This is a genomic window from Lysobacter sp. TAB13, assembly GCF_052113885.1.
Classification (GTDB): domain Bacteria; phylum Pseudomonadota; class Gammaproteobacteria; order Xanthomonadales; family Xanthomonadaceae; genus Lysobacter; species Lysobacter gummosus.
Genome location: NZ_JBFRDR010000001.1, coordinates 495,791 through 517,656, shown reverse-complemented (window position 1 = coordinate 517,656; position 21,866 = coordinate 495,791). Strand labels below are relative to the sequence as shown.

Below are 21,866 nucleotides of genomic sequence, written 5' to 3'. Positions count from 1 at the left end.
ACCACCCTCGGCCGGCGTCGCTGTGAAGCCCGACGCAACCAAGGAGCTGGCGAAGCACCACCGCCTCGCCGCGAACCCCTCGGCCCGCGCCTGAACGCCCCTGGCAGGGCCCCGAGAACGGTTTCCCACCCGATTCGGCAGTATTTTCAAGGTTTTGCGCCGATCCGCCACAAATCGGTCATCCGCCCGGCCTAGGCTGGCCGGATGAACATCCTGATGCTGTCGGACGTGTACTTCCCTCGGGTCAACGGCGTTTCGACCTCGATCCGCACTTTCGCCCAGTCGCTGGCGCGCATGGGGCATTCGGTGACCCTGGTGGCGCCGGACTACGGGCCCGGCAGCGGCCAGGAACTGCACGAGAGCGGCGAGTTCGAGATCATCCGTCTCGATTCGCGGGTGATCTTCTTCGATCCGGAAGACCGCCTGATCCGCGCGCCGGAGCTGCGCCGGGTGATGCCGCAGCTGACCTTGCGGCATTGGGATGTGATCCACATCCACACCCCGTTCCGCGCCCATCGCCTGGGCGTGCAGCTGGCCGAGCTGACCGGACGGCCGACGGTGGAGACGTATCACACCTATTTCGAGGAATACATCGGCCACTACCTGCCGTGGGCGCCGGTGGCGCTGCTGCGGCTGGTGGCGCGGCGGCTGTCGCGGTTCCTGTGTCACGGCGTGGATCATCTGATCGTGCCGACCGCGCAGATGGTCGAGGTGCTGAACCGCTACGGCATCACCACGCCCTCGACCGTGCTGCCGACCGGCATCGACCTGAGCGAGTTCGCGCAGGGCGACGGCGCGCGCTTTCGCGCCGAGCACGGGATCGAGGCATCGAGACCGACTTTGGTCACGGTCAGCCGTCTGGCGGTCGAAAAGAACATCGCTTTCTTGTTGCAGGTCGCCAAACGGTTGGTCGCGGATTTCCCCGAGCTGATGTTCATCATCGCCGGCGAAGGCCCGGACGCCGAGCGGCTCAAGCGTTTGTCGAAGGACTACGGTCTGGAGCGCAACGTGCGCTTCTTCGGCAATCTCGACCGGCGCACGACCTTGCTCGACGCCTATCGCGCCGGCGATGCCTTCGTGTTCGCCTCGCCGACCGAAACCCAGGGGCTGGTGCTGATCGAAGCAATGGCGCTGGGCGTGCCGATCGTATCGACCGCGGTCATGGGCACCGCGACGGTGCTGCGCGACGCGCACAGCGCGGTGATCAGCGAAGAGGACGTCGAAGCCTTTGCCGGCCATGTGACCCGGGTGCTGCGTTCGCCGCAGTTGCGCGCGCAGTTGTCCGCGGCCGGGCCGGTCGATGCCGGCGGCTGGAGTACGCAGGGGTTGATGGAGCAGGTGGTGGCGCTGTACCAGCGCCTGGCGCAGGCCGCGCCGCAACGCGCGTTGGCCTCGCAGCAGGCGACGCAGACCGCGCGCTAGGCGCGCGGCCTGACCCGCGCCGCCAGCAGCAATCCCAACAGCGCCAAGCTCATGGCGATGGCGAATCCGCACACGTAGGCCATCGTGTGCGAGCGGCTCAGCAAGGCGGCGAACAACGAACCGCCGATCGCCAGCGCGGTGGCGGTGTAGATGGCGTCGCCCAGATGCAGCGCCGAGGAATTGACGCCCTGCCGCTCCGGCGGCGACAGCTCCAGCATCAGCACGGACAAGGTCGGATAGAACAGGCCCATGCCCAGGCCGGCGAGAACCCAGCCGGCGATGCCGAGCATCAGCGGCGTTTGCGGCGCGATCAGCGTGGCGACCGCGCCGATGCCGAGCGCGACCATCGCCATGCCGGCCTGCAGGAACCGCTGCGGCTTGCGCGCATCGGTGGTGCGGCCGCGGAACCACGCGCCGCACGACCAGCCCACCGCGCCCAAGGTCAGCACCAGCCCGCTCCAGGTCGGCGACAGCGCGCGTTCCTGCGACAGCAGCAAGGGGATGTAGGCCTCGGTCAGGAAGAACGCGCCCGAGCCGATGCCGCGCAGCGTGACCACGGTCGGCAGCCCGCGCGCGGCGCGCAGGGTGCCGCTGGGCAACAGGCGCGACGCGGCCAGGGCCAGCGCGGCGGTCGCCGGCAACAGCCACAGCGGCGCCGTCCAGCCGCGCTGTTGGCCGCCGTAGTGCAGGGCCAGCAGGCTGGCGGTGGTCAGCAGCGCCCACAGCAGGCGCGTGGATTGTTCGCCGTTGGACAGCCCGCTGCCGGCCGCGGCCGAAGGCCCCAGGCCGCGCAGCGCCGGCAACACCAGCGCCGCGGCGAGCGCGGCGGCGATCGGCACCGACAGGAACACCCAGCGCCAGCCGGCGTGTTCGACGATGGCGCCGCTGATGGCCGGGCCGACCACCGCAGGAACCACCCAGGCGGCGGCGAAGGCGGCGAAAATCTTCGTCCGCAACTGCGCCGGGTAGACCCGTCCGACCACGACGTACAGCGCGACCGAAATCAATCCGCCGCCGAAACCTTGAACCACGCGGCCGGCGATCAACCAGCCCATCGACGGCGCCAGCCCGGCGGCGATCAGACCCACGGCGAACCAGGCGATGCCGTGGCCCAGCGGCGCGGCCGGCCCGCGCGCGTCGGCCCAGCGGCCGGCGGCGACCATGCCGATCACGCTCGCGGCCAGCGTGCCGCCGAAGGCCAGCGCGTACAGCGACAGGCCGTTGAGCGCGCGTGCGACGGTGGGCATGGCGGTGGTGATGGCCAGCGCTTCGAACGCGACCAGCGCGACCAGGGCGATCGCGCCGATGGTCAGGCTGCGGTAGCGCGGGGCGAACAGGCTGCTGTGTTCGGTTTCGTCCGTGTTCGCGCGGTCCGGCGCGGTGTCGGTGGTTGCATTCACTGCGAAGTCTTGTGTTGTTGAGGCGTCGGGACCGGTGTCGCCGGGGCCGCGAGCGTCGGCTTGGGTCATCGGATCGCGCGGCCGTGGCGAAGAAGGGGCGCCATCATCGTCGATCGCCGGTGGCGGCGTTGTATGCGTTCGATTCGCTGCCCCAGGCGCTCCAGCCGCGACCGGACCGCTCCGCAGCGCCAGCGTGCTTTCGTCGGGTGTCGGGGCTGGAGCGCCTGGGGCAGCGGACTGCGCGGATGTTTCACTATCGCCGATGGACGCGTCGAGCGGCCGCGCGCGATCGAGCGCATCGGCGTTCATGCGCTCAACCTCAGCAACGGCAGCGGTATCGCCTCGTAGACCATCAGCACCACCTTGCCGCGCGCCGGGCCGCGTTCCACCGCGCGATGCGCTTCGGCGGCGCGGGTCAGCGGAAACATTTCGCGCACGTGCACCAGCAGGCCGTGGCGTTCGTGCAGGCTCGCCAGTTCGGCCAGGCGCTCGCGGCTGCGCTGGCTGCGCAGGGTCCGCAAACCCAGGCGGCGCGTGCGTTCGCAATCGCACAGCGTGACGATGCGCGCGGCGTCCGCGCCCATGCCGATCCAATCGGCGAAGGTTTCTTCGCCGCAGGCATCGAACACCGCATCCATGCCGCGCGGCGCCAGCGCGCGCGCCTGGGCGATGCCGGCTTCGCCGTCGCCCACCGGATGCGCGCCGAGCGAATGCAGATAGTCGTGATCGGCCGCGGCGGCGCTGGCGATCACGCGCGCGCCCCAGATCCGCGCGAGTTGCACGGCCACGCTGCCGATGCCGCTGGCGGCGCCGTGGATCAACACCGTTTCGCCCGCGCTCACGCGCAACTCGCGCAAGGCGGCGTGCGCGCTCTGGCCGGTGGAGGGCAGGGCGCCGGCCACGGCCCAGGACATCGTCAGCGGTTTGCGCACCACTTGCGCGACCGGCACGGTCAGGGCTTCGGCATAACTCATCGCCGCGGCCCAGCCCATGACTTCGTCGCCGAGAGCGAAGTCGCGCACGCCGTCGCCGAGCTGATCGACGACGCCGGCGAATTCGTTGCCCAGGCGGCGCGGAAACGCGGTCAGCGCGTCGCCGCGCGCGGCGTCGTTCGCGCCCGGGCCGCGGCGCAGGGCGATATCGCCGGGACGCACGCCGGCGGCGCGCACGCGCACCCGGATTTCGCCGGGACCGGCCTGCGGCATCGGCAGGTCGATCGCGCGCAGCACATCGGCCGGGCCGTAACGGTCGAATACCACCGCCTTGACTCGCGGCGGCACCGGCGCGGTGTGAGATGCGCGCGGCTCAGCATGATGAAGGGCCATGACTTGACGCCGTGAGGGGATGGCCGCCAGGATAGAACCTCAATGTAACTTGAGGTCAAGCGCCAATGTGTCGCACCTTCAGTCCGCATCCGCCCCATGCCGGCAGCGCGCGCCGATGAGCATCGCCGCCGAACTCAGCGTGGGCCAGGTGGCGGAACGTTCCGGCGTGGCCGTGTCGGCCCTGCATTTCTACGAAGCCAAGGGCCTGATCCACAGCCTGCGCACCGCCGGCAACCAGCGCCGCTACGGCCGCGACACCTTGCGCCGCATCGCGATCATCCGCGTCGCCCAGCGCGTGGGCATGCCGCTGGCGACGATCCGCGAAGCGCTGGACACCTTGCCCGACTCGCGCGTGCCTTCGCGCGCGGACTGGGCGCGGCTGTCGGCGTCGTGGAAAGACGAACTCGAACAACGCATCGCCAACCTCAGCCTGATGCGCGACACCCTGGACCAATGCATCGGCTGCGGCTGCCTGTCGCTGGATCGTTGCCGTCTGGCCAATCCCGACGATACCTGGGGCGACCAGGGCGCCGGCGCGCAGCGCTGGGCGGCGGCGTTGAAGCAGGCCAAGCCGCGGCGGGGCGCGAAGAAGGCGGATTGAGCCCGGCGGGGGTGCGCACGGCGAGGTCGTTGGCCTTGCGAAGACGGGCGTTTGATCTGCGAGCGCGCGCCGCGTCGTACCATGGGCGCTTCCCTCCGCCTGACGATGTCGCCATGACCCTTTCGATTCACTCCGCCTGCGTTCCGGTGTTCAAGCAACTGCTCGGCAGCCTGAGCGAGATTTTGGCCCGCACCGAGGCCCACGCCGGCGAGCGCAAGATCGACCCGGACGCCTACCTGCAGGCGCGCCTGTTCCCGGACATGTTCCCGCTGCTGCGCCAGGTGCAGATCGCGTGCGATTTCGCCAAGGGCGTCAGCGCGCGCCTGGCCGATGTCGATGTGCCGGTGTACGACGACAAGGAGCGCAGCTTCGCCGAGTTGCAGGCGCTGATCGCCAAGACCCAGACCTTCATCGACGGCCTGGAGCCGGCCTTGTTCGAAGGCGCGCAGGATCGCGAAATCGTGCTGCGTCCGGGCACGCCGAAGGAACGCCGCTTCGGCGGACACGACTATCTGATCCATTACGGCCTGCCGCAGTTCTTCTTCCACGTCACCACCGCTTACGCGATCCTGCGCGGCAACGGCGTGGAAATCGGCAAGCGCGATTTCATGGGCAAGTACTGAGCATCGCCGCGCGCAACGCGATGGATTGAAACATCGCGATCGCGTCGCCCCAAAGCCCGCTTCGGCGGGCTTTTTCGTGGTCGCGACAAAGCCTTCGGACGGCGATTTCTTCGCCCCGAAATCGACGTGTTCGAAGACGATTTTTTCGATCGCCGTCGCCTCTGATCTCGGCCTGTGCGACGCCTTGCTGCGATCATGTTTTCCCGTTGACGACAGGACGTCGTAAGCGGGTCCGGACACTCTCAGGACCTCGACCGCGGAGCGGTCGGCGCAAGGACGCGCGGTCCGGAATCCCCCATCCGTTGCAACCCAGAAGGAGTTGGCATGCCGTACAAGAGTATCCAGGGGCCCTTCGTACTGAGTCTGGCGCTCGCCGCGCTGGTCGCCGGTGCGTCCGGTGCCCCGCAGTTGGACGATGTTCGCAAGCAAGCGGCGCAGCCGCTGCGATCGCAGTCTGCCCACACAGCCTCGCAGTCTTCGCGCGATGGCGGCTTCGACACCTCCGCCCTGGCGCCGATCGAGCGCGACCTCGCGCGCCTGCGCCGTTACGAGCCGCTGGCCGCGTCGGATCTGGTCACCAACAGCGTCGATGGCGCCGATTCGACCATCGCGCTGCGCGGTTCGATCGGCAACGGCGATGCGCTGAGCTACAGCCTGGCGGTGGCGCCGCGCCATGGCCGGGTCACCATCAACAACGGTCGCGCCACCTATCGGCCCGATCCGGACTTCGTCGGCGTCGACACCTACACCTACCGCGTGCATGCCGGCCAGGACAGCGCCGAAGCGGTGGTGGCGGTGACTTCGATCCGCGAACGCAGCCTGCCGGCGACGGCAGCCGCGGCCTTGTAACGGCCGCTCACCTTGCCGCCGCCGCGCGCACCGCGGCGGCGCTACCGGTACCCCTCGGAAAGGGGTAGGGGACGGCTTCGGGCGCTGGGCGCGCGAGCCGATACGCAGTGCTTCGGACCGGTCCGCGCGATGCGCGGCCGTTTCGCCGGCCCTCTCGTCGTGGTGATGGCCGGGCCGATCGCGCCGGCGCGTCAGCCGCGGATCGGGACGAGGATTGCGCGATCCCCGGTGTCGGCCGGTCCGCGGCGTTCGCAGGTCTTCCGCCTGCGGCGTCGCGGCCCGGTACGGACCGAAACCGGCGGGCACGGCCCGGTCGGAGAGATTCGAGTCAGGACGCCTTTCATCTCCTCGTCAGTGATGAAAGTCGAAGCGGGCAGGGACGCCCGCGTGTCGGCGGCTCCGGTCGCCGCCCGCCGCACTGGGCTTGCGGCGCGGCGGCCGGAGCCGGGGCGGTGCGATGCTCGCCGCCGGCAGGTTCGCGATGAACCATCCCGCGGCGCACAAAGCCGCGCCGCCATCGCGCGATTGCGCGCACAGGCGCACGGCGTGCGGCGAACGACAGCGGATTAGCCGAATGCATCGCAGATTCGCGCSGGGGGCTTGCATCTTGCCGCCGGCGCGACGACGATGCGGCCTCGGCTTGGGGAGGCCCTGAACGATGGAACTGCTGACGCTGGAACACTTCGCCGGGCATGTGAACGAGACCTACTCGGCGCAACTCAACGACAGCGAGGTGCCGTTCGTGCTGGTCGAGGCGCGCGCGCTGAGTACGCGGCCGCAGCAGGCGGCGCGGGCGCCGTTCTCGCTGCTGTTCCGCAATACTTCGGCGTTCCTGTTTCCGCAGCAGATCTATGTGATGCGCCACGATTCGATCGGCGAGGTCGGCATTTTCCTGGTGCCGGTCGCGCGCGAACGCGAAGGTTTTCTTTACCAGGCGATCTTCAACTGAGATCGGATCGGGCCGATCCGCGGATCGGCCTGTTCGAAGATTTTCATCGATGACCGCCGCGTGCGCGGATCGCGGCGCGCAGTCGTATCGCGCGCGGCCGCGGCCACGCGCTTGCCGGCGATCGATTGCCGGCGTGCCACTCCCACTCAACGCATATCCGATTCCCAGCGCATCAACGCATGCGTCGGCATCGCGTCCACCACCACGAAGCCCAACCGCTCGTACAGACGCCGCGCGCCGTGATTGCCGTGTTCCACATGCAGGCGCATGCCGCGTCCGAGCGCGCGCGCCTCGTCCTGCGCCCACACGATCAGCGCCCCGCCGATACCGCTGCCGCGCGCGGATTCGTCCAGGCTGATATCGACCAGCAGATGCTCCGGCGCGGTGCGTTGCAGATAGATGCGTCCGAGCCGCTGGCCGTCGCGTTCGACCATCAGGAAATCCGCGCGCTGGTAATGGCGGATGTAGTGCACGTGCTGCATCGTGAACTGTTGGTCCAAGAACGCATGCAGCGCCTGCGCCGGCCAGCCCATCGGCGCGAACTCCTGCGCGCGCAGGCGCCGGTACATGCCGCGCAGCCAGTCGATGTCGTGGGTGCGCGCCGCGCGCACGGCGATCCCGCGTCCGCTCAGGGACGCGGGAAGCTCCAGGGCGCCGCCGTGCGCGTCGGGAAACGCGAGCGGCGGAGCGGACTGCAAGGCGTGCATCCGGCTCAGGGGAACGAGGGGAAGATGCCTTCCAGCGCGATGCAGAAATTCATCGCGAGGTAGGGCTGCCGGTTTTCGTGCGGCTGGCTGTTGCCGGTGGGCAGTACCGTGGACGGCGAGAACGACGTGTTCGGCGTGCCCGGGGCGAAGGCGAAGCTCGCCGGCGTTCCCAGGCTGTTGCCCGAACTCGGCGAACCGGCGCGCTTGCTGGTGTCGTTCTGGCCGTAGAGCTGGACGATGTGGTTGTGCGCCGGCATTTCGTTGGTGGTCAGGGTGACGCTGTTGGAGCCGAAAGTCTCGCCCATCGAGCGCGGGCTCAAGCCCGGGCCCTGGCCTTGTTCGCAACCGGTGCGGTTGACGAAGTTCGGCAACTGGAACGTGGTCGTGCCGTTGCCGCCGTACTGGGTGCCCAGCAGCGCGAACAAGGCGGTGTTCTGCTGGATCGGCAGGGTCTGGCCGGCGCAGAAGGCCCATCCGCGCGGGGCGAAGTTGAAACCGAAGATCTGGATCTGGCCGATGAAGGGCTCAGTCATGGGTGTGTCCTCTTGAATCTGTCCCGGGCCGCGCGCAAGGCGCGCCGGCCGGAGAGCGGGCGAATGGGATCAGGACTGCGACGGGAAGATGCCGGCCCAGGCGATGCAGTACTGCACCGTCAGCGTGGGCATCGTGTTGTCGTGCGGCTGGTTGTTGCCGATCGAGCTCGTGCAGTTGGTCGCCATCGGAATCGGCACCAGTCCGGTGATGTCGGTGACGTACATGGTGTCGCCGCTCAACGCGCCCAGTTGCAGATTCGTCGCCGGTACGTTGGCGGTGGCCGCGGTGGTGGTCGCGAGCAGCGTGTGCGTGTGCGCCGGCATCTGAGTGCCGATCAGGGTCACCGACTCGCTGCCGGACCTCTGGCCGATGACGTAGTTGCTCAGGCCGGGGCCGGTGCCCTGGTGGATCGGCACGCGGCCTCGCAGGTCGGGCAGGTTGAAAAAGCTCTGGCCGTCGCCGCCATAGGTGGTGCCGAGGAGGGTGAACAGCACTTCGTACTCGGCGATGGACACCGAGGCGCCGTTGCAGGCAAACCAGCCGTTCGGTGTGCGGCCGAAGGCGAATAGGCGGATTTCTCCGACGAAGGGTTGGCTCATGAGATGAACTCCGTAAACAGTGAATCGTGCAAGTGGATCGCGGTCGGCGCTGACGCTGTTGCGCGTCGATGGCGTGGCGTCAGTTGCGCGACGGATAGATGCCTTGCAACGCGATACAGAAGTTGATCGTCAGATACGGCTGGATATTGGAATGCGGCTGGGTGTTGCCGGCCTGCGCGAGGGTGTTCTGGCCCAGCGGAATCTGCGGGCCGCCGGTGTTGGCGTAGATCTGGGAAGTGTCGTTGCCGTACAGCGCATCGCGCGGGCTGCGGGTGGTCGCCGCGGCGGTGATGCCGGACATGACGTGGGTGTGGGTCGGCATCTGCGGCGGCAGCAGGGTGACGTTCTCGACGCCGCCGGTTTCGCCGATGTTGTACGGCGCCGGGTTCCAGCCGCCGTCGGCCGACTGGCCGGTGCCGACCGGCGTGCGGCTTTGCATGTTGGGCAGCGCGAAGTTGGTCGTGCCGTTGCCGCCGTACTGGGTGCCCAGCAGCGAGAACAGGGCCTGGTTTTGCGCGATGGCCAACAGCTGGCCGTTGCAGGTCGCGAATCCCTTGGGCGCGAACGCAAAGCCGACCGTGATGATTTGTCCTACGAATACTTCTGTCATCTCTTCCCCCAGAGGATGGTTCCGGGCGCCGTGCGCGCTTGCGGACGAGAATCCCGGGCCACCGCTCGGCCCCTCCGCGCACGGCGGGTAGGGCCGGTCCGATCGGCTCGGGCATGGCGCACTGGGCGCCATGACCTTGCTTAACGCAATGTCGCGGCAAAGGCGGCCGGTTTTGTGATCGAACTGCGTATTTGGTCATGAAAGGGGCGTGCCGGGAGCCGTGGGCACGCGGACGAACGACCTATCCAGACAGCGGGAACGTCGGCAGAACGCGCCAGAAGGCGGTTTTGCGGACATCAGGGGATCACAGCCATGCAGCAGCAGTCAGCGCGTCATTCGGGCGTTTCGTTGGCCCGTCCGGCCGTCTCCTCGGGACCGGATCGGTTCGCTATTGGTGGGTTCGGGTCGGCCCTGCGCCGGTTCGCGCTGTTGCTGATCTGCCTCGGCCTGACGGCCTGGTCCAGCGGTGCCTGGGCGGCGCCTTCGGTCTTTTGCGGACCGTTCAATATCAGCGTGACCAACAACGGCGCGCACATCATCGACGCCAGCGCCTGCGACGGCCCGGACAACCTGGGCATCGGCGGCGTCGGCGCGCCGGGCTATGTTCCGCCCACGCACGGCATCGTCACCATCTCGCAGTTCAGTCCGCAGACCGTCACCTACACCCATAACGGCGACAGCGCGACCAGCGACAGTTTCGTCTTCAACGACGGCACCGGCGGCACGGTCAACGTCAATGTGACCATCGCGCCGTCGGCGAGCCCGATCGTGGTGTCGCCGGCGTCGATCGCGCCCGCGCTGGGCCTGCCCTTCACTCAGGCGCTGAGCGCCACCGGCGGCGTTGCGCCGTACGTGTTCAACCTCAGCGCCGGCACGTTGCCGACCGGCATGACCTTCAGCGGCGGCGCCTTCAGCGGCACCCCGACCCGGCGCGGCAGCTTCACCGTCAACATCGGCGTGACCGATTCGACCGCGCCGACGCCGCTGACCACCACCAAGTCCTACACCTTCACCATTCCCAACACGCCGCCGGCGATCGGCCCGGCGGCGTTGCCGACCCCGGCGCGCACGGTGCCGTACTCGACCACGCTGACCAGCAGCGGCGGCGTGGCGCCGTACACCTATACCCTGGAAGCCGTGCCCGGCCCGCTGCCGAACGGATTGAGCCTGAGTTCGGGCGGCGTGATCAGCGGAACGCCGACGGTCTCCGGCACGTTCACGTTCCGGATCAAGTCGAAGGACGGCAGCACGGCCAACGACGGCTCGGATAATTTCGGACTCAAGGACTACACGGTCACGGTCATCGAACCGCCGACCATCGTGGTCAACCCGGCCACCATCCCGGGCGCTACCGTCGGCGTCGCCTACAGCCAGGCCTTTACCGGTAGCGGCGGCACCGCGCCGTATACGTTCTCTCTTGCCGCCGGCGCGCTGCCGGCAGGGCTCGCGCTCAACACCACCACCGGCGAGCTGACCGGCACGCCGACCGCGGCGGGCACGTTCAACTTCACCGTGCGCGCCACCGATAACGCCAACTTCTCCGGTACCCGCGCCTATAGCCTGGTGATCGCTCCGCCGACGATCTTGATCGCGCCGGCCACCTTGACCAACGGCACGGTCGCCGCGGCCTACAGCCAGACCATCACCGCCAGCGGCGGCATCGCGCCGTACACCTATGCCATCAGCGCCGGTGCGTTGCCGGCCGGGATGAGCCTGAGCAGCGCCGGCGCACTGAGCGGCACGCCCACCGCGGGCGGCACCTTCAACTTCACCGTCACCGCGACCGGCAGCAGCACCGGCACCGGCGCGCCGCATACCGGTTCGCGCGCGTATACGCTGGTCATCGCCGCGCCGACGATCAACCTGCCGGCGACCACGCTGGCCAATGCGACTCAGAACCAGGCGTACAGCGCGACCTTGAACGCCGCCAGCGGCGGCACCGCGCCGTACACCTATGCGGTCACCGCAGGCGCGCTGCCGGCGGGCATCGCCCTGAGCAGCGCCGGCGCCTTGTCGGGCACGCCGACCTTGGCCGGCACCTACAACTTCAGCGTCACCGCCACCGACACCAGCACCGGCAGCGGGCCTTACAGCTCGGCGCCGCGCGGTTACACGCTGCAGGTGATCAACATTCCGCCTGTGGCCAATCCGGTCACGCAGTCGGTGAGCTACAACGCCGGCCCCACCGCGATCGCGCTGAACACCACCGGCGGCGGCCTCGCCACTTCGGTGGCGATCGGCACCGCGCCGGCGCACGGCACGGCGATCGCGTCGGGTCTGTCGATCACCTACCAGCCCACCGTGGGCTACGCCGGTCCGGATACCTTCACCTACACCGCGACCAACAGTGCCGGAACCTCGGCACCGGCCACGGTCACCATCACCGTGCTGCCCCCGGGCATCACGGTGACCGCGTCGGGCCCGTTGACCGCGCAAGTCGGCACCGCCTACACCCAGACCTTCACCTGGAACGGCGGCGCGCAGCCGTTCAGCGGTTACGCCGTGACCGGTCTGCCGGCCGGCTTGAGCATCACCGGCAACACCGCCAACAGCGTCACCGTGAGCGGCACGCCGAGCGCGGCGGGCAGCTTCACGCTCAACGCCAGCGCGACCGACAGCAGCACCGGCAGCGGTCCGTTCACCACCGGCCAAGCCTTCACCCTGACGGTGAGCGCGCCGACGCTGAGCATGACCCCGGCCGCGGGCACCTTGAGCGCGACTTACGGCGCTGCCTACAGCCAGGCCTTCGTCGCCAGCGGCGGCACGCCGACCTACAACTACACCGTTTCGGCGGGCGCGTTGCCGGCCGGCCTGAGCCTGGCCGGCGCCACCGGCCTGTTGTCGGGTACGCCGACCGTGACCGGTCTGTTCACCTTCTCGGTGCGCGCGACCGACAGCTCCACCGGAGCCGGCGCACCGTTCTCGCGCACGCAGAACTACGTGCTGCAGGTGGCCGCGCCGACCATCGTGATCGCGCCGCCCACCTTGCCGGGCGCGCAGATCGCCGCGAGCTACAGTGAAGCGTTGAGCGCGAGCGGCGGTATCGCTCCGTACACTTACACGCTCAGTGCCGGTGCCTTGCCGGCCGGCGTGAGCCTGAGCAGTGCGGGCACGATCAGCGGCACGCCGACCGCGGGCGGCACCTTCAACTTCACCGTCACCGCGACCGATGCGCACGGCCAGACCGGTTCGCAGGCCTATCCGGTGGTGGTGGCCGCGGCGACGATCGCCATCGTGCCGGCCGCGCTGCCCAACGGCGGCGTCGCGCAGGCCTACAGTCAGGCGTTGACCGCGTCGGGCGGCACGCCGGGCTACAGCTTCGCGCTCAGCGCCGGCGCCCTGCCGGCCGGCGTGAGCCTGAGCAGCACGGGCACGATCAGCGGCACGCCCACCGCGGGCGGCACCTTCAACTTCACCGTCACCGCGACCGACAGCAGCACCGGCAGCGGCCCGTACACCGGTTCGCGCGTTTATTCGCTGACCATCGGCGCCTCCACCATCGTGCTGCCGCCGACCTCTCTGGCGAACGCGACCGTGGCCTCGGCCTACAGCGCCAGCCTCAATCCGGCCACAGGCGGCACCTCGCCGTATTCCTACGCGCTGGCTTCGGGCAGCTTGCCCGCGGGCATCAGCTTCAGCAGCGCCGGCCAGCTTTCCGGCACGCCCAGCGCGCCGGGCACTTTCAACTTCACCGTCGTCGCCACCGACAGCAGCACCGGCACCGGTCCTTACAGCTCGGCGCCGCAGAGCTACACCCTGGTGGTCAACGACATCGTGCCGGTCGCCAATCCGCTGACGCCGCCGCCTGTGGCTTACGACAGCCCGCCGGTTTCCTTCGCCGCGAACACCAGCGGCGGCATCGCGGCGTCGATCGCGATCGCGGCTCCGCCGGCGCACGGCACCGCCAGCGTCAGCGGTTTGAACATCATCTATCAGCCGAACCCGGGCTACGCCGGACCCGATCCGTTCACCTATACGGCCAGCAACAGTGTCGGCACCTCGGCTCCGGCCGCGGTGAATGTCACCGTGGCCAATCCGGTCATTTCGGTGACGGCGTCGGATCCGATGACCACGCAGGTCGGCGCGGCCTACACCCAGACCTTCACCTGGAATGGCGGCGCGCAGCCGTTCAGCGGCTACAACGTCGCCGGTCTGCCGGCGGGCCTGAGCATCACCGGCAACACCGCCAACAGCGTGACCGTCAGCGGTACGCCGACCGCGGCCGGCACCTTCCCGCTCAACGCCAGCGCCACCGACAGCAGCACCGGCAACGGGCCGTTCTTCCAGGCGCAGGCCTTCGTGTTGACGGTGAGCGCACCGACCATGGCGATGACGCCGGCGGCGGGCAATCTGCCGATGAATTACGGCGTCGCCTCGACCATCAACTTCGCCGCTTCCGGCGGCACCGCGCCGTACAGCTTCAGCCTGGTCAGCGGCTCCTTGCCGGTCGGCGTGAGCTTCAGCTCGGCCGGCGTGCTCAGCGGTACGCCGACGGTGCCGGGCAACTACAACGTCGCGGTGCGCGCGCAGGATTCCAGCACCGGCGCCGGCGCTCCGTTCTCGGTGCAGCAGAGCTACACGATCGTGGTCGCGACTCCGGTCATCGCCATCGATCCGCCGACCCTGCCCAACGGCACCGCCGCGGTCGCCTACAACGCCACCTTGAGCAGCACCGGTGGCGTCGCGCCGTACAGCTATTCGCTGCTCAGCGGCGCGTTGCCGGTCGGCGTGAGCTTCAGCTCGGCCGGCGTGTTCTCCGGCGTGCCGCGCTCGGACGGCAACTTCAGCCTCACCGTGCAGTCCACCGACAGCAACGGCCAGACCGCGTCGAAGGTCTACACCTTCACCATCGACCCGGCGACCGTGGTGATCGCGCCGGCGACATTGCCCGGCGGCATCGTCGGCGTGGCCTACAACCAGACGCTGACCAGTAGCGGCGGCATCGCGCCGTACAGCTACGCGATCGTCTCGGGCAATCTGCCGATCGGCTTGAGCTTCAGCTCGGCGGGTGTGCTCAGCGGCACGCCGACCACGGCCGGCAGCTATACCGCCAACATCCGCTCCACCGACGACGCCGGTTACAACACCACGGTGCCGTACACCATCGTGATCGCCGATGCGGTCCCGGTGGCGGTGAACGACAGCGCGACCACGCCGTCCAACCAGGCGGTCACCGTGAACGTCACCGCCAACGACACCGGCATCATCACCGCCGTCGCGGTGGCTTCGGCGCCGGCGCACGGCACCGCGACCGCCAGCGGCATCAACGTGATCTACACGCCGGCCGCGAACTACTTCGGCAGCGACAGCTTCACCTACACCGCCAGCGGTCCGGGCGGCACCTCGGCGCCGGCCACGGTCAGCATCACCGTGACCGCCCTGCCGGTGCCGGTGGGCCAGCCGCAGAACGTGACCACGCTGCAGACGCAGGCGGTCACCATCGACGCCGCCAACGGCGCCAGCGGCAGTCCGTTCACCGGCGTGACCTTGCTGACGCCGCCGAGCTCGGGCACGGCGGTGGTGCAGGGCACGCAGATCCTCTACACGCCCGCGGCCGATACCGTCGGTGCGATCGCGTTGACCTACACCCTCAACAACGCCTTCGGCCCGTCCGCGCCGATCACCTCGACCATCACCGTCAACGCGGTGCCGGTCGCGCAATCGCGGCGCGTGCGTACCGTGGCCGGCGCGACGATCACCGTCGATCTGACCCTGGGCGCGCGCGGCGGCCCGTTCACCGCGGCCAATCTGGTCTCCCTGACGCCGGCCAACGCCGGCACGGCGACGGTCGGCGCATCGGGCGGCACTTACGAGCTGCGCTACACCTCGGTGATCGGCTATTCCGGCGTCACCGTGGCCAGCTTCACCCTCAACAATGCCTATGCCACATCGGCGGTGGCGACGATCGAAATCGAAGTCATGCCGCGCAGCGATCCTTCCAAGGATCCGGAAGTGCTCGGCATCCTCAACGCCCAGACCGAGGCGGCGCGCCGCTTCGCCAGTTCGCAGATCGGCAACTTCCAGCAGCGCATGGAAGGCTTGCACGACGGCGGCACGGCGGGCACGCGCTTCGACAACGGCCTGAGCTTCTCGATCGACTCGCGTTGCCGCGACGAAGCGCGGCGCACGCCGGGCAGCGATTGCCGTCAACCGATGCTCGGCGACGAGCGCGCCTCGCTCGAACCCAAGCCGGCGGTGGAAGGCACCGGTCCGCAGTACGGCATCTGGACCGGCGGCACCATCAACAGCGGCAACCGCGACGGACGCGGCGGCGGCTCGGCCGGGCTGGACTTCGAGACCAGCGGCATCAGCCTGGGCGCGGATTACCGCCTGCGTCGCGACTTCGCCTTCGGCGGCGGCATCGGCTACGGCCGCGACGACACCGATGTCGGCACGCGCGGCAGCCGCAGCAAGGGCGAGAGCTACAGTGCGGTGTTGTACGCCAGCTACCACCCGGGCGAGAGCTTCTATCTCGACGGCTTGCTGGGTTACCAGTGGATGTCGTTCGACTCGCGCCGCTACGTCACCGACACCGGCGGCATGGTCCGCGGTAGCCGCGACGGCAACCAGTGGTTCGCATCGGTCTCCGCCGGCATGGACTACCAGCGCGATCGCCTGCGCGTGTCGCCCTACGCCCGCGTGGACGTGGCGCGCGCCACGCTCGACGGCTACACCGAGAACGGCGATCCGCAGTACGTGCTGGCTTATCGCGACCAGAAGGTCGATACCACCACCACCAGCCTGGGCCTGCGCGTGGATTACCGTTACCCGGTGCGTTGGGGCACGTTCTCGCCGCAGTTGCGCCTGGAATACCAGCACGACTTCCAGGACGACAGCTTCGCGACGATGAGCTATGCCGACATGATCGGCGGCCCGTTCTACCGTGCGCGCCTGCAGGGCCTGGACCGCAACCGCTTCGTGTTCGGCCTGGGGGCTGTGTTGCAGAGCGAGCGCGACTGGGCGCTGCGGTTCGAGTACCGCGGATTGTTCGGCAGCGGCAATGACGACGACAACAGCTTCATGATCAACTTCGAGAAGAAGTACTGATCGGCGTGGGGCCGGTCTGGATCGGAAGGTGGTAGGTATGTGAAGCGGGCGCGGCCTCAGGGTCGCGCCCGTTTTGTTTTGCGGGGCGGACTAGCCCGTCACCCAACCAAAGCCCGTGCTGTTCCCCCCTTTGAAAAAGGGGGGCAGGGGGGATTCGCTTTTGCTCTAAGCAACAGCAAAAGCAAATCCCCCAGCGCAGCAGGCAACGCCCTCTTCGCCAATCAACGCAGGCGCCAGCCCCCTTTTTCAAAGGGGGCAATTTGTCGACGCATTCCGTACACCAGGCCAACACAACCGCCACGCCGCGACAACGGCAAAAATGCCAAGATGCCGCACCCCTCCGTAGCAGCCTCGCCGCTATGTCCGAAATCGCCGCCGCTCCGTCCGATTCCAAAGACCGCCTGCCCGACACCGCGCTGGCGCAACTGTCGCTGCAACTCGCGCCCGAACAGCGCGCCGCGCTCGAAGCCGCCTACGCCACGCCGCCGCGCGCTTACCACAACATCGGCCACGTCGCCGAAGTGCTGCGCCATTACGCCGACGTCGCCGCCGGCCCCGGCTGGACGCAGCCGCGCGAGGTGGCGTTGGCGGTGCTGTACCACGACGCCATCTACGAAGCCGGACGCCGCGACAACGAAGCGCGCTCGGCGCTGCTCGCGCGCGAACACATTGCCCGCTGGATGGCCGGCGCCGGCATCGACAGCGATCGCGTCGTCGAACTCATCGAACTCACCGCGCGCCACGGCGCGATCGCGCGCGAGGATGTGGACGAACAAACCCGCCTGTTCCTCGACGGCGACATGGCCATCCTCGGCGCCGAGCCGGCGGCGTTCGACGCCTACGACCGCGGCATCGCCTCGGAGTACCGCGGCCACGTGCCCGGGCCGCTGTTCCGGCTCAACCGCCGGCGCTTTCTCAAAGGGCTGCTGAAACGCGAGCGGATCTTCCTCAGCGACTACTACCACCAGCGCTTCGACGCGGCCGCGCGCAACAACCTGCGGCGTTCGATCACGACCAAGCGTTAAGCGCACACCGCGCCTGAAAACCAAAACGGCCGCTGCGATCGCGCAGCGGCCGTTTGTTGCGATACCTCGTTCGATTACCCGGCGGCCTCATCCAGAACGAATGTCATCCGGACCGGCCGCCCGCGAATAGAACATCGCAGTGCTTCATCCGCCGCGATGCGATTAAAGCGACGGCGAAGACGACTGTGATCGCTCCCATACTCAACCCGACAATCGCCCCAGCGAACTGTCCAGCACCCTCTGCAACTTGCGCGCCGCGCCGCTGATCGCGCCGCGCATGGTGTCGGCGTCTTCGGTCACCGCCACGGGCGGACGTCCTTCCAGGCGCGCTTCCATCGCGCAGTGTTTGTCGCCGCCGCCGGCCTTGGGGCCGTTGACGTCGCGCAAATGCACTTCCACCCGCGTGACCTGATCGCGGAAGCGGCTCAGGCTGTGATCGATCACGCCTTCGACGTGGTGGGTCAGCGATTCGTCGCCGCGCAGGTGATGGTCGGTGTTGAGCTGAATCTTCATGCAAACGCCTCCTTATGGCGCAGATGTCGGGGGCGACGCCGGGCCCCTGCCGCGGCGTCTGCGCGGTCCGTCGGCTTTACCAGCCTTCGCGATACGGCCACGCAAAACTTGGGACCGCGGCTGTCGCGGAAGGTTCGCGGCGCGGTTCAGCTTCGGCCCAGCGCCGCCGTGTCAGGCTCGCAAAGGCGCCGCCGCCCGGGGGTGCTTTAGAATGGCGGCATGATCGTCAACATCGCCGCCTACCATTTCACCGTCATCGACGATCCGCCGCAGCTCGCCCGGCACCTGCGTGAACAGGCCGAAACCTTGCAACTGCGCGGCACCGCGCTGGTCGCGGGCGAGGGCATCAACCTGTTCCTGGCCGGCCCCGGGCCGGCCATCGAAACCCTGCTCGACGGCCTGCGCGCCGATCCGCGCTTCCAGGCGCTGGCGGTCAAGTACAGCCACAGCCAGGCCCAGCCGTTCGCCCGGCTCAAGGTGAAGGTCAAGCGCGAGATCATCGCCTTCCGCCGCGATCAGGCCTCGCCGCTGCAAGAACGCGCGCCGACTGTGACGCCCGACACACTCGAACGCTGGCTCGACCGCGGCGTCGATGACGACGGCCGCCGCGTCGTGTTGCTGGATACGCGCAATCGCGAAGAGGTCGGTTACGGCAGTTTCGAACACGCGCTGACCCTGCCGATCGACAACTTCACCGAACTGCCCGAAGCGCTCGCGCCGCACCGCGAAGCCTTGCGCGACGCCACCGTGGTCAGCTTCTGCACCGGCGGAATCCGCTGCGAAAAAGCCGCGTTATGGCTGCGCGCGGACGGCATGGACAATCTGCTCCAGCTCGACGGCGGCATCCTGGGTTACTTCGAGCGCGTCGGCGGCAAGCACTATCAGGGCCATTGCTTCGTCTTCGACGAACGCGTGGCGCTGGACCCGCAGTTGCGGCCTTTGCGCGACGCGGCCGCCTGATCGGCAATTTTTGCCATTTATTACAAACTATTAACCCGTCCAAACGCGGCCTGCGGTTAGGCTGCGCGTTCGCATCGCGCCGGCGCCCGCGCGCCGGATCCCCTTCGCGTTGCGGATGGATGCCAGGCCGGGCGCCGTTGCCGGCCGAATTTGAATCGAATTGAGGACCCTCGATGAACCGACGCTCGTTACCCGCTCTGAGTCTGCTCGCGCTCGCCGTTATGGCGTTGGCCGCCTGCAGCCAGAGCGCGCCGGTCAACACTGCCGCCCCGCAGGAAACCACCGCCGCTCCGCCGCCGCCGCCGCAGGCCGTGCCCGATCCGGACGCCGATCCGGTCTCGCGCGCTTCGCCGCCGATGCTCACGCCGGTCGCGCTGGGTGTGTTCGAACCTGGTAATCCGGTGGCGCAGGCCACCACCGGCAAGCTGACCATCGACGATCTGGAGCTCAAGGGCGAGAACGGTTCGCTGTACAAGACCGAGCGCGTGGCGATCGTGCGCGGCGGCGACCAGTATTCGGCCGGCCAGACCTACGGCGCGACCATGCAGGTCGAAGCCAGCCAGGCGGTGGAACTGCGCCGGGTGATCGAGCAGACGCCGCCGAAGGAAATGCCGGCCAATGCGTTCTGCGGCACTACGCCGACGGGTTTCATCGCCTTGGCCAAGGTCAGCGAGCCTACGGGCGATGTGGTCAAGCTGATGGCGTTGCAGGGCGGCGATCTGCCCGCGGCGACGGCGCAGGGCGTGGGTTTGTGCGCGTCGATGTTTTATATGGGTAAGGCGGTGGAGAAGGCAGCGTCGTAAGGCGTTGTCGATGTCGTGTCGCCTGATCGAAAAGAAGCCGCATCAATTCGCCCCCTTTGAAAAAGGGGGCTGGCGCCGGCGTTGATTGGTGAAGAGGTTTTGCTTGCTGCGCCGGGGGATTTGCTTTTGCTGTCGCTGAGAGCAAAAGCAAATCCCCCCTGGCCCCCCTTTTTCAAAGGGGGGAACTCATCTTGAGGAGGCGCTCAAGCCTTCGGCATTTCCAACAACCGCTTAGCCCTGCCCGCGGCGACGGCGCAGGACGTGGCTTGTGCGCGTTGTCGATGTCGCTATGCCTGATCTATACAAAGCCGCGTTAATTCGCCCCCTTTGAAAAAGGGGGCTGGCGCCCGGCGTTGATTGGCGAAGAGGGTTTCGCTTGATGCGCCGGGGGATTTGCTTTTGCTGTTGCTGAGAGCAAAAGCAAATCCCCCCTGGCCCCCCTTTTTCAAAGGGGGGAACTCATCTTGAGGGGCGCTCAGGCCTTCGGTGTTTCCAACAACCGCTTCGCCGCCGCGCGACCTGCGATCAAGCCACTGGCGAAGCACGCGGTCAGCAAATAGCCGCCAGTCGGCGCCTCCCAATCCAGCATTTCCCCCGCGCAAAAAACGTTGTCCGCCAGCGCCGACACCCGCAGCGCGGAATCCATCGCCTCCAAGCGCACGCCGCCGGCGCTGCTGATCGCTTCGGCGATCGGGCGCGCGCTGCGCAGGCGCAGCGGCAAGCGCTTGATCGTGCGCGCGACCACCGCCGCATCGTTCAATCCGTCCTTGCCCAACACCTCGAACACCAGCGCGGCTTTGACGCCATCCAGCCCGGTCTGCCGGCGCAGATGCTCGCCGACGCTGCGGCCGCGGCGCGGTTGGGCGAAATCGTCCTGCAAACGCGCGAGGTCGCGGCCGGGCGCCAGATCGAGTTCGAGCAAGGCCGACCCCTGCGCCGCGATCGCATCGCGCAGCATCGCCGACAAGGCGTACACCAGGCTGCCTTCAATGCCGGTGGCGGTGACCACGCATTCGCCCTGCAGCGATCGCTCGATGCCGTCGCCGTCGCGCCAATGCGCGATCACCGGCTTGAGCGGCGCGCCGGCATGGCGCTCGGCGAAGTGCGCGCTCCAGCCGATGTCGAAACCGCAGTTGGACGGCTGCAAGGGCGCGATGTCCACGCCGCGTTCGCCCATCCACGCAGTCCATGCGCCGTCGGAGCCCAGTTCCGGCCAACTGCCGCCGCCCAGCGCGAACACGCTCGCGCGCGCCTGCGCATGCACAAGGCCCGACGGCGTGTCGAAACGCAGCGCGCCGTCCTGGCTCCAACCGGTGCAGCGATGCTGCACGTGGAAGCGCACGCCGTCTTCGCGCAAGCGCCGCACCCAGCCGCGCAGCAACGGCGCGGCCTTGCGGTCCATCGGAAACACGCGGCCGGAACTGCCGATGTAGGTTTCCACCCCGAAACCGCGCGCCCACTCGCGTAAGGCGTCGGCGTCGAATTGATCGAGCCAGTGCGCGATCGCCGCGCTGCGCCGGCCGTAGCGCTGGTCGAAGGCCGGGCGCGGTTCGCCGTGGGTCAGATTGAGCCCGCCCTTGCCGGCGATCAGAAACTTGCGGCCGACCGACCCCTTGGCCTCGAACAGATCCACCTCCACGCCCATCGCGCGCGCGGCCTGCGCGGCCATCAGGCCGGCCGGGCCGCCGCCGATCACGGCCAGGCCGGGCAGCGGGAGCAGGGAGGGAGCGGGCGGGGTGGGCATGGGCGGGATCAACCGGGTACGAAGAAACGAGCGCCGGCGGAAACCGACAACGGGCGACGGCGCATTATGCCGCGCGCGCGCCGCCGGCCGCCGGCCTGCCCGGTCCGGACGCCCGGCGCCACCCAACTTCCGGCCTCTGGTGCCGCGCCGTGCGA

General features: G+C 68.6%; 17 protein-coding genes. 9 read left to right on the top strand and 8 right to left on the bottom strand.

The window, feature by feature from the left end; translation table 11 throughout:
- The first annotated feature begins 204 nt into the window (after positions 1-204).
- Positions 205-1,422, top strand: a complete 1,218-nt coding sequence (locus AB4Y92_RS01860; protein ID WP_441818088.1) for a glycosyltransferase — start codon at positions 205-207, stop codon at positions 1,420-1,422.
- On the opposite strand, the gene AB4Y92_RS01855 is transcribed toward AB4Y92_RS01860, so the two are convergent.
- On the bottom strand, positions 1,419-2,822 hold the full coding sequence (locus AB4Y92_RS01855) for an MFS transporter (protein WP_441818087.1): 1,404 nt from the start codon (positions 2,820-2,822) through the stop codon (positions 1,419-1,421). The two genes, AB4Y92_RS01860 and AB4Y92_RS01855, sit on opposite strands and share 4 nt — an antisense overlap.
- A 305-nt stretch (positions 2,823-3,127) precedes the next feature.
- Complete coding sequence (locus tag AB4Y92_RS01850; protein ID WP_441818086.1) at positions 3,128-4,147, bottom strand: NADP-dependent oxidoreductase; 1,020 nt, start codon at positions 4,145-4,147, stop codon at positions 3,128-3,130.
- Positions 4,148-4,262: 115 nt separating this feature from the next.
- Here AB4Y92_RS01850 and soxR point away from each other — a divergent pair, with 115 nt between their 5' ends.
- The 4 genes from soxR (at position 4,263) to AB4Y92_RS01830 (ending at position 7,169) form a co-directional block, all read left to right on the top strand.
- The gene (gene soxR, locus AB4Y92_RS01845) at positions 4,263-4,748 is read left to right on the top strand and encodes a redox-sensitive transcriptional activator SoxR (RefSeq protein ID WP_441818085.1); all 486 of its coding nucleotides are present in this window, start codon (positions 4,263-4,265) and stop codon (positions 4,746-4,748) included.
- 113 nt (positions 4,749-4,861) lie between these two features.
- A complete protein-coding gene (locus AB4Y92_RS01840; protein WP_441818084.1) occupies positions 4,862-5,371 on the top strand; it encodes a DUF1993 domain-containing protein in 510 nt (169 codons plus the stop codon).
- A 324-nt stretch (positions 5,372-5,695) separates the two neighbouring features.
- Positions 5,696-6,220, top strand: a complete 525-nt coding sequence (locus AB4Y92_RS01835) for an Ig-like domain-containing protein (RefSeq protein ID WP_441818083.1) — start codon at positions 5,696-5,698, stop codon at positions 6,218-6,220.
- 658 nt (positions 6,221-6,878) lie between these two features.
- Complete coding sequence (locus tag AB4Y92_RS01830) at positions 6,879-7,169, top strand: DUF6916 family protein (RefSeq protein WP_441818082.1); 291 nt, start codon at positions 6,879-6,881, stop codon at positions 7,167-7,169.
- A 146-nt stretch (positions 7,170-7,315) separates the two neighbouring features.
- On the opposite strand, the gene AB4Y92_RS01825 is transcribed toward AB4Y92_RS01830, so the two are convergent.
- The 4 genes from AB4Y92_RS01825 to AB4Y92_RS01810 form a co-directional block, all read right to left on the bottom strand.
- Positions 7,316-7,867, bottom strand: a complete 552-nt coding sequence (locus tag AB4Y92_RS01825) for a GNAT family N-acetyltransferase (RefSeq protein WP_441818081.1) — start codon at positions 7,865-7,867, stop codon at positions 7,316-7,318.
- Positions 7,868-7,881: 14 nt separating this feature from the next.
- The gene (locus AB4Y92_RS01820; RefSeq protein WP_441818080.1) at positions 7,882-8,409 is read right to left on the bottom strand and encodes a phage tail protein; all 528 of its coding nucleotides are present in this window, start codon (positions 8,407-8,409) and stop codon (positions 7,882-7,884) included.
- A 69-nt stretch (positions 8,410-8,478) separates the two neighbouring features.
- Complete coding sequence (locus AB4Y92_RS01815) at positions 8,479-9,009, bottom strand: phage tail protein (protein ID WP_441818079.1); 531 nt, start codon at positions 9,007-9,009, stop codon at positions 8,479-8,481.
- Positions 9,010-9,088: 79 nt separating this feature from the next.
- Positions 9,089-9,619, bottom strand: a complete 531-nt coding sequence (locus tag AB4Y92_RS01810; RefSeq protein ID WP_441818078.1) for a phage tail protein — start codon at positions 9,617-9,619, stop codon at positions 9,089-9,091.
- A gap of 429 nt (positions 9,620-10,048) precedes the next feature.
- Between AB4Y92_RS01810 and AB4Y92_RS01805 the strand changes: the two genes are divergently transcribed.
- Positions 10,049-16,666 (top strand): putative Ig domain-containing protein, encoded by a 6,618-nt coding sequence (locus tag AB4Y92_RS01805; protein WP_441818077.1) that lies wholly within the window; start codon positions 10,049-10,051, stop codon positions 16,664-16,666.
- A gap of 359 nt (positions 16,667-17,025) precedes the next feature.
- Positions 17,026-17,691 (top strand): HD domain-containing protein, encoded by a 666-nt coding sequence (locus AB4Y92_RS01800; RefSeq protein ID WP_441818076.1) that lies wholly within the window; start codon positions 17,026-17,028, stop codon positions 17,689-17,691.
- Positions 17,692-17,892: 201 nt separating this feature from the next.
- Here AB4Y92_RS01800 and AB4Y92_RS01795 read toward each other — a convergent pair whose 3' ends face one another.
- Positions 17,893-18,204, bottom strand: a complete 312-nt coding sequence (locus tag AB4Y92_RS01795; RefSeq protein ID WP_057942663.1) for an HPF/RaiA family ribosome-associated protein — start codon at positions 18,202-18,204, stop codon at positions 17,893-17,895.
- Between the two features lie 219 nt (positions 18,205-18,423).
- On the opposite strand from AB4Y92_RS01795, the gene AB4Y92_RS01790 reads away from it, so the two are divergent.
- Together AB4Y92_RS01790 and AB4Y92_RS01785 are read left to right on the top strand one after the other, a co-directional pair.
- Positions 18,424-19,164 carry a sulfurtransferase gene (locus AB4Y92_RS01790; RefSeq protein WP_441818075.1) on the top strand — a complete coding sequence of 247 codons (741 nt, stop codon included), beginning with the start codon at positions 18,424-18,426 and terminating at the stop codon, positions 19,162-19,164.
- A 173-nt stretch (positions 19,165-19,337) separates the two neighbouring features.
- A complete protein-coding gene (locus AB4Y92_RS01785; RefSeq protein ID WP_441818074.1) occupies positions 19,338-19,967 on the top strand; it encodes a hypothetical protein in 630 nt (209 codons plus the stop codon).
- A gap of 475 nt (positions 19,968-20,442) precedes the next feature.
- Here the strand turns inward: AB4Y92_RS01785 and AB4Y92_RS01780 are convergent, their stop codons facing one another.
- The gene (locus AB4Y92_RS01780; RefSeq protein ID WP_441818073.1) at positions 20,443-21,711 is read right to left on the bottom strand and encodes a TIGR03862 family flavoprotein; all 1,269 of its coding nucleotides are present in this window, start codon (positions 21,709-21,711) and stop codon (positions 20,443-20,445) included.
- Positions 21,712-21,866 lie beyond the last annotated feature (155 nt).

Coding starts and splice junctions, on each gene's coding strand:
- AB4Y92_RS01810 (WP_441818078.1), bottom strand. CDS start 9,619: ATGACAGAAGTATTCGTAGGACAAATCATCACGGTCGGCTTTGCGTTC.
- AB4Y92_RS01850 (WP_441818086.1), bottom strand. CDS start 4,147: ATGGCCCTTCATCATGCTGAGCCGCGCGCATCTCACACCGCGCCGGTG.
- AB4Y92_RS01815 (WP_441818079.1), bottom strand. CDS start 9,009: ATGAGCCAACCCTTCGTCGGAGAAATCCGCCTATTCGCCTTCGGCCGC.
- AB4Y92_RS01780 (WP_441818073.1), bottom strand. CDS start 21,711: ATGCCCACCCCGCCCGCTCCCTCCCTGCTCCCGCTGCCCGGCCTGGCC.
- AB4Y92_RS01785 (WP_441818074.1), top strand. CDS start 19,338: ATGAACCGACGCTCGTTACCCGCTCTGAGTCTGCTCGCGCTCGCCGTT.
- AB4Y92_RS01835 (WP_441818083.1), top strand. CDS start 5,696: ATGCCGTACAAGAGTATCCAGGGGCCCTTCGTACTGAGTCTGGCGCTC.
- AB4Y92_RS01795 (WP_057942663.1), bottom strand. CDS start 18,204: ATGAAGATTCAGCTCAACACCGACCATCACCTGCGCGGCGACGAATCG.
- AB4Y92_RS01830 (WP_441818082.1), top strand. CDS start 6,879: ATGGAACTGCTGACGCTGGAACACTTCGCCGGGCATGTGAACGAGACC.
- AB4Y92_RS01860 (WP_441818088.1), top strand. CDS start 205: ATGAACATCCTGATGCTGTCGGACGTGTACTTCCCTCGGGTCAACGGC.
- AB4Y92_RS01800 (WP_441818076.1), top strand. CDS start 17,026: ATGTCCGAAATCGCCGCCGCTCCGTCCGATTCCAAAGACCGCCTGCCC.
- AB4Y92_RS01790 (WP_441818075.1), top strand. CDS start 18,424: ATGATCGTCAACATCGCCGCCTACCATTTCACCGTCATCGACGATCCG.
- soxR (WP_441818085.1), top strand. CDS start 4,263: ATGAGCATCGCCGCCGAACTCAGCGTGGGCCAGGTGGCGGAACGTTCC.
- AB4Y92_RS01840 (WP_441818084.1), top strand. CDS start 4,862: ATGACCCTTTCGATTCACTCCGCCTGCGTTCCGGTGTTCAAGCAACTG.
- AB4Y92_RS01820 (WP_441818080.1), bottom strand. CDS start 8,409: ATGACTGAGCCCTTCATCGGCCAGATCCAGATCTTCGGTTTCAACTTC.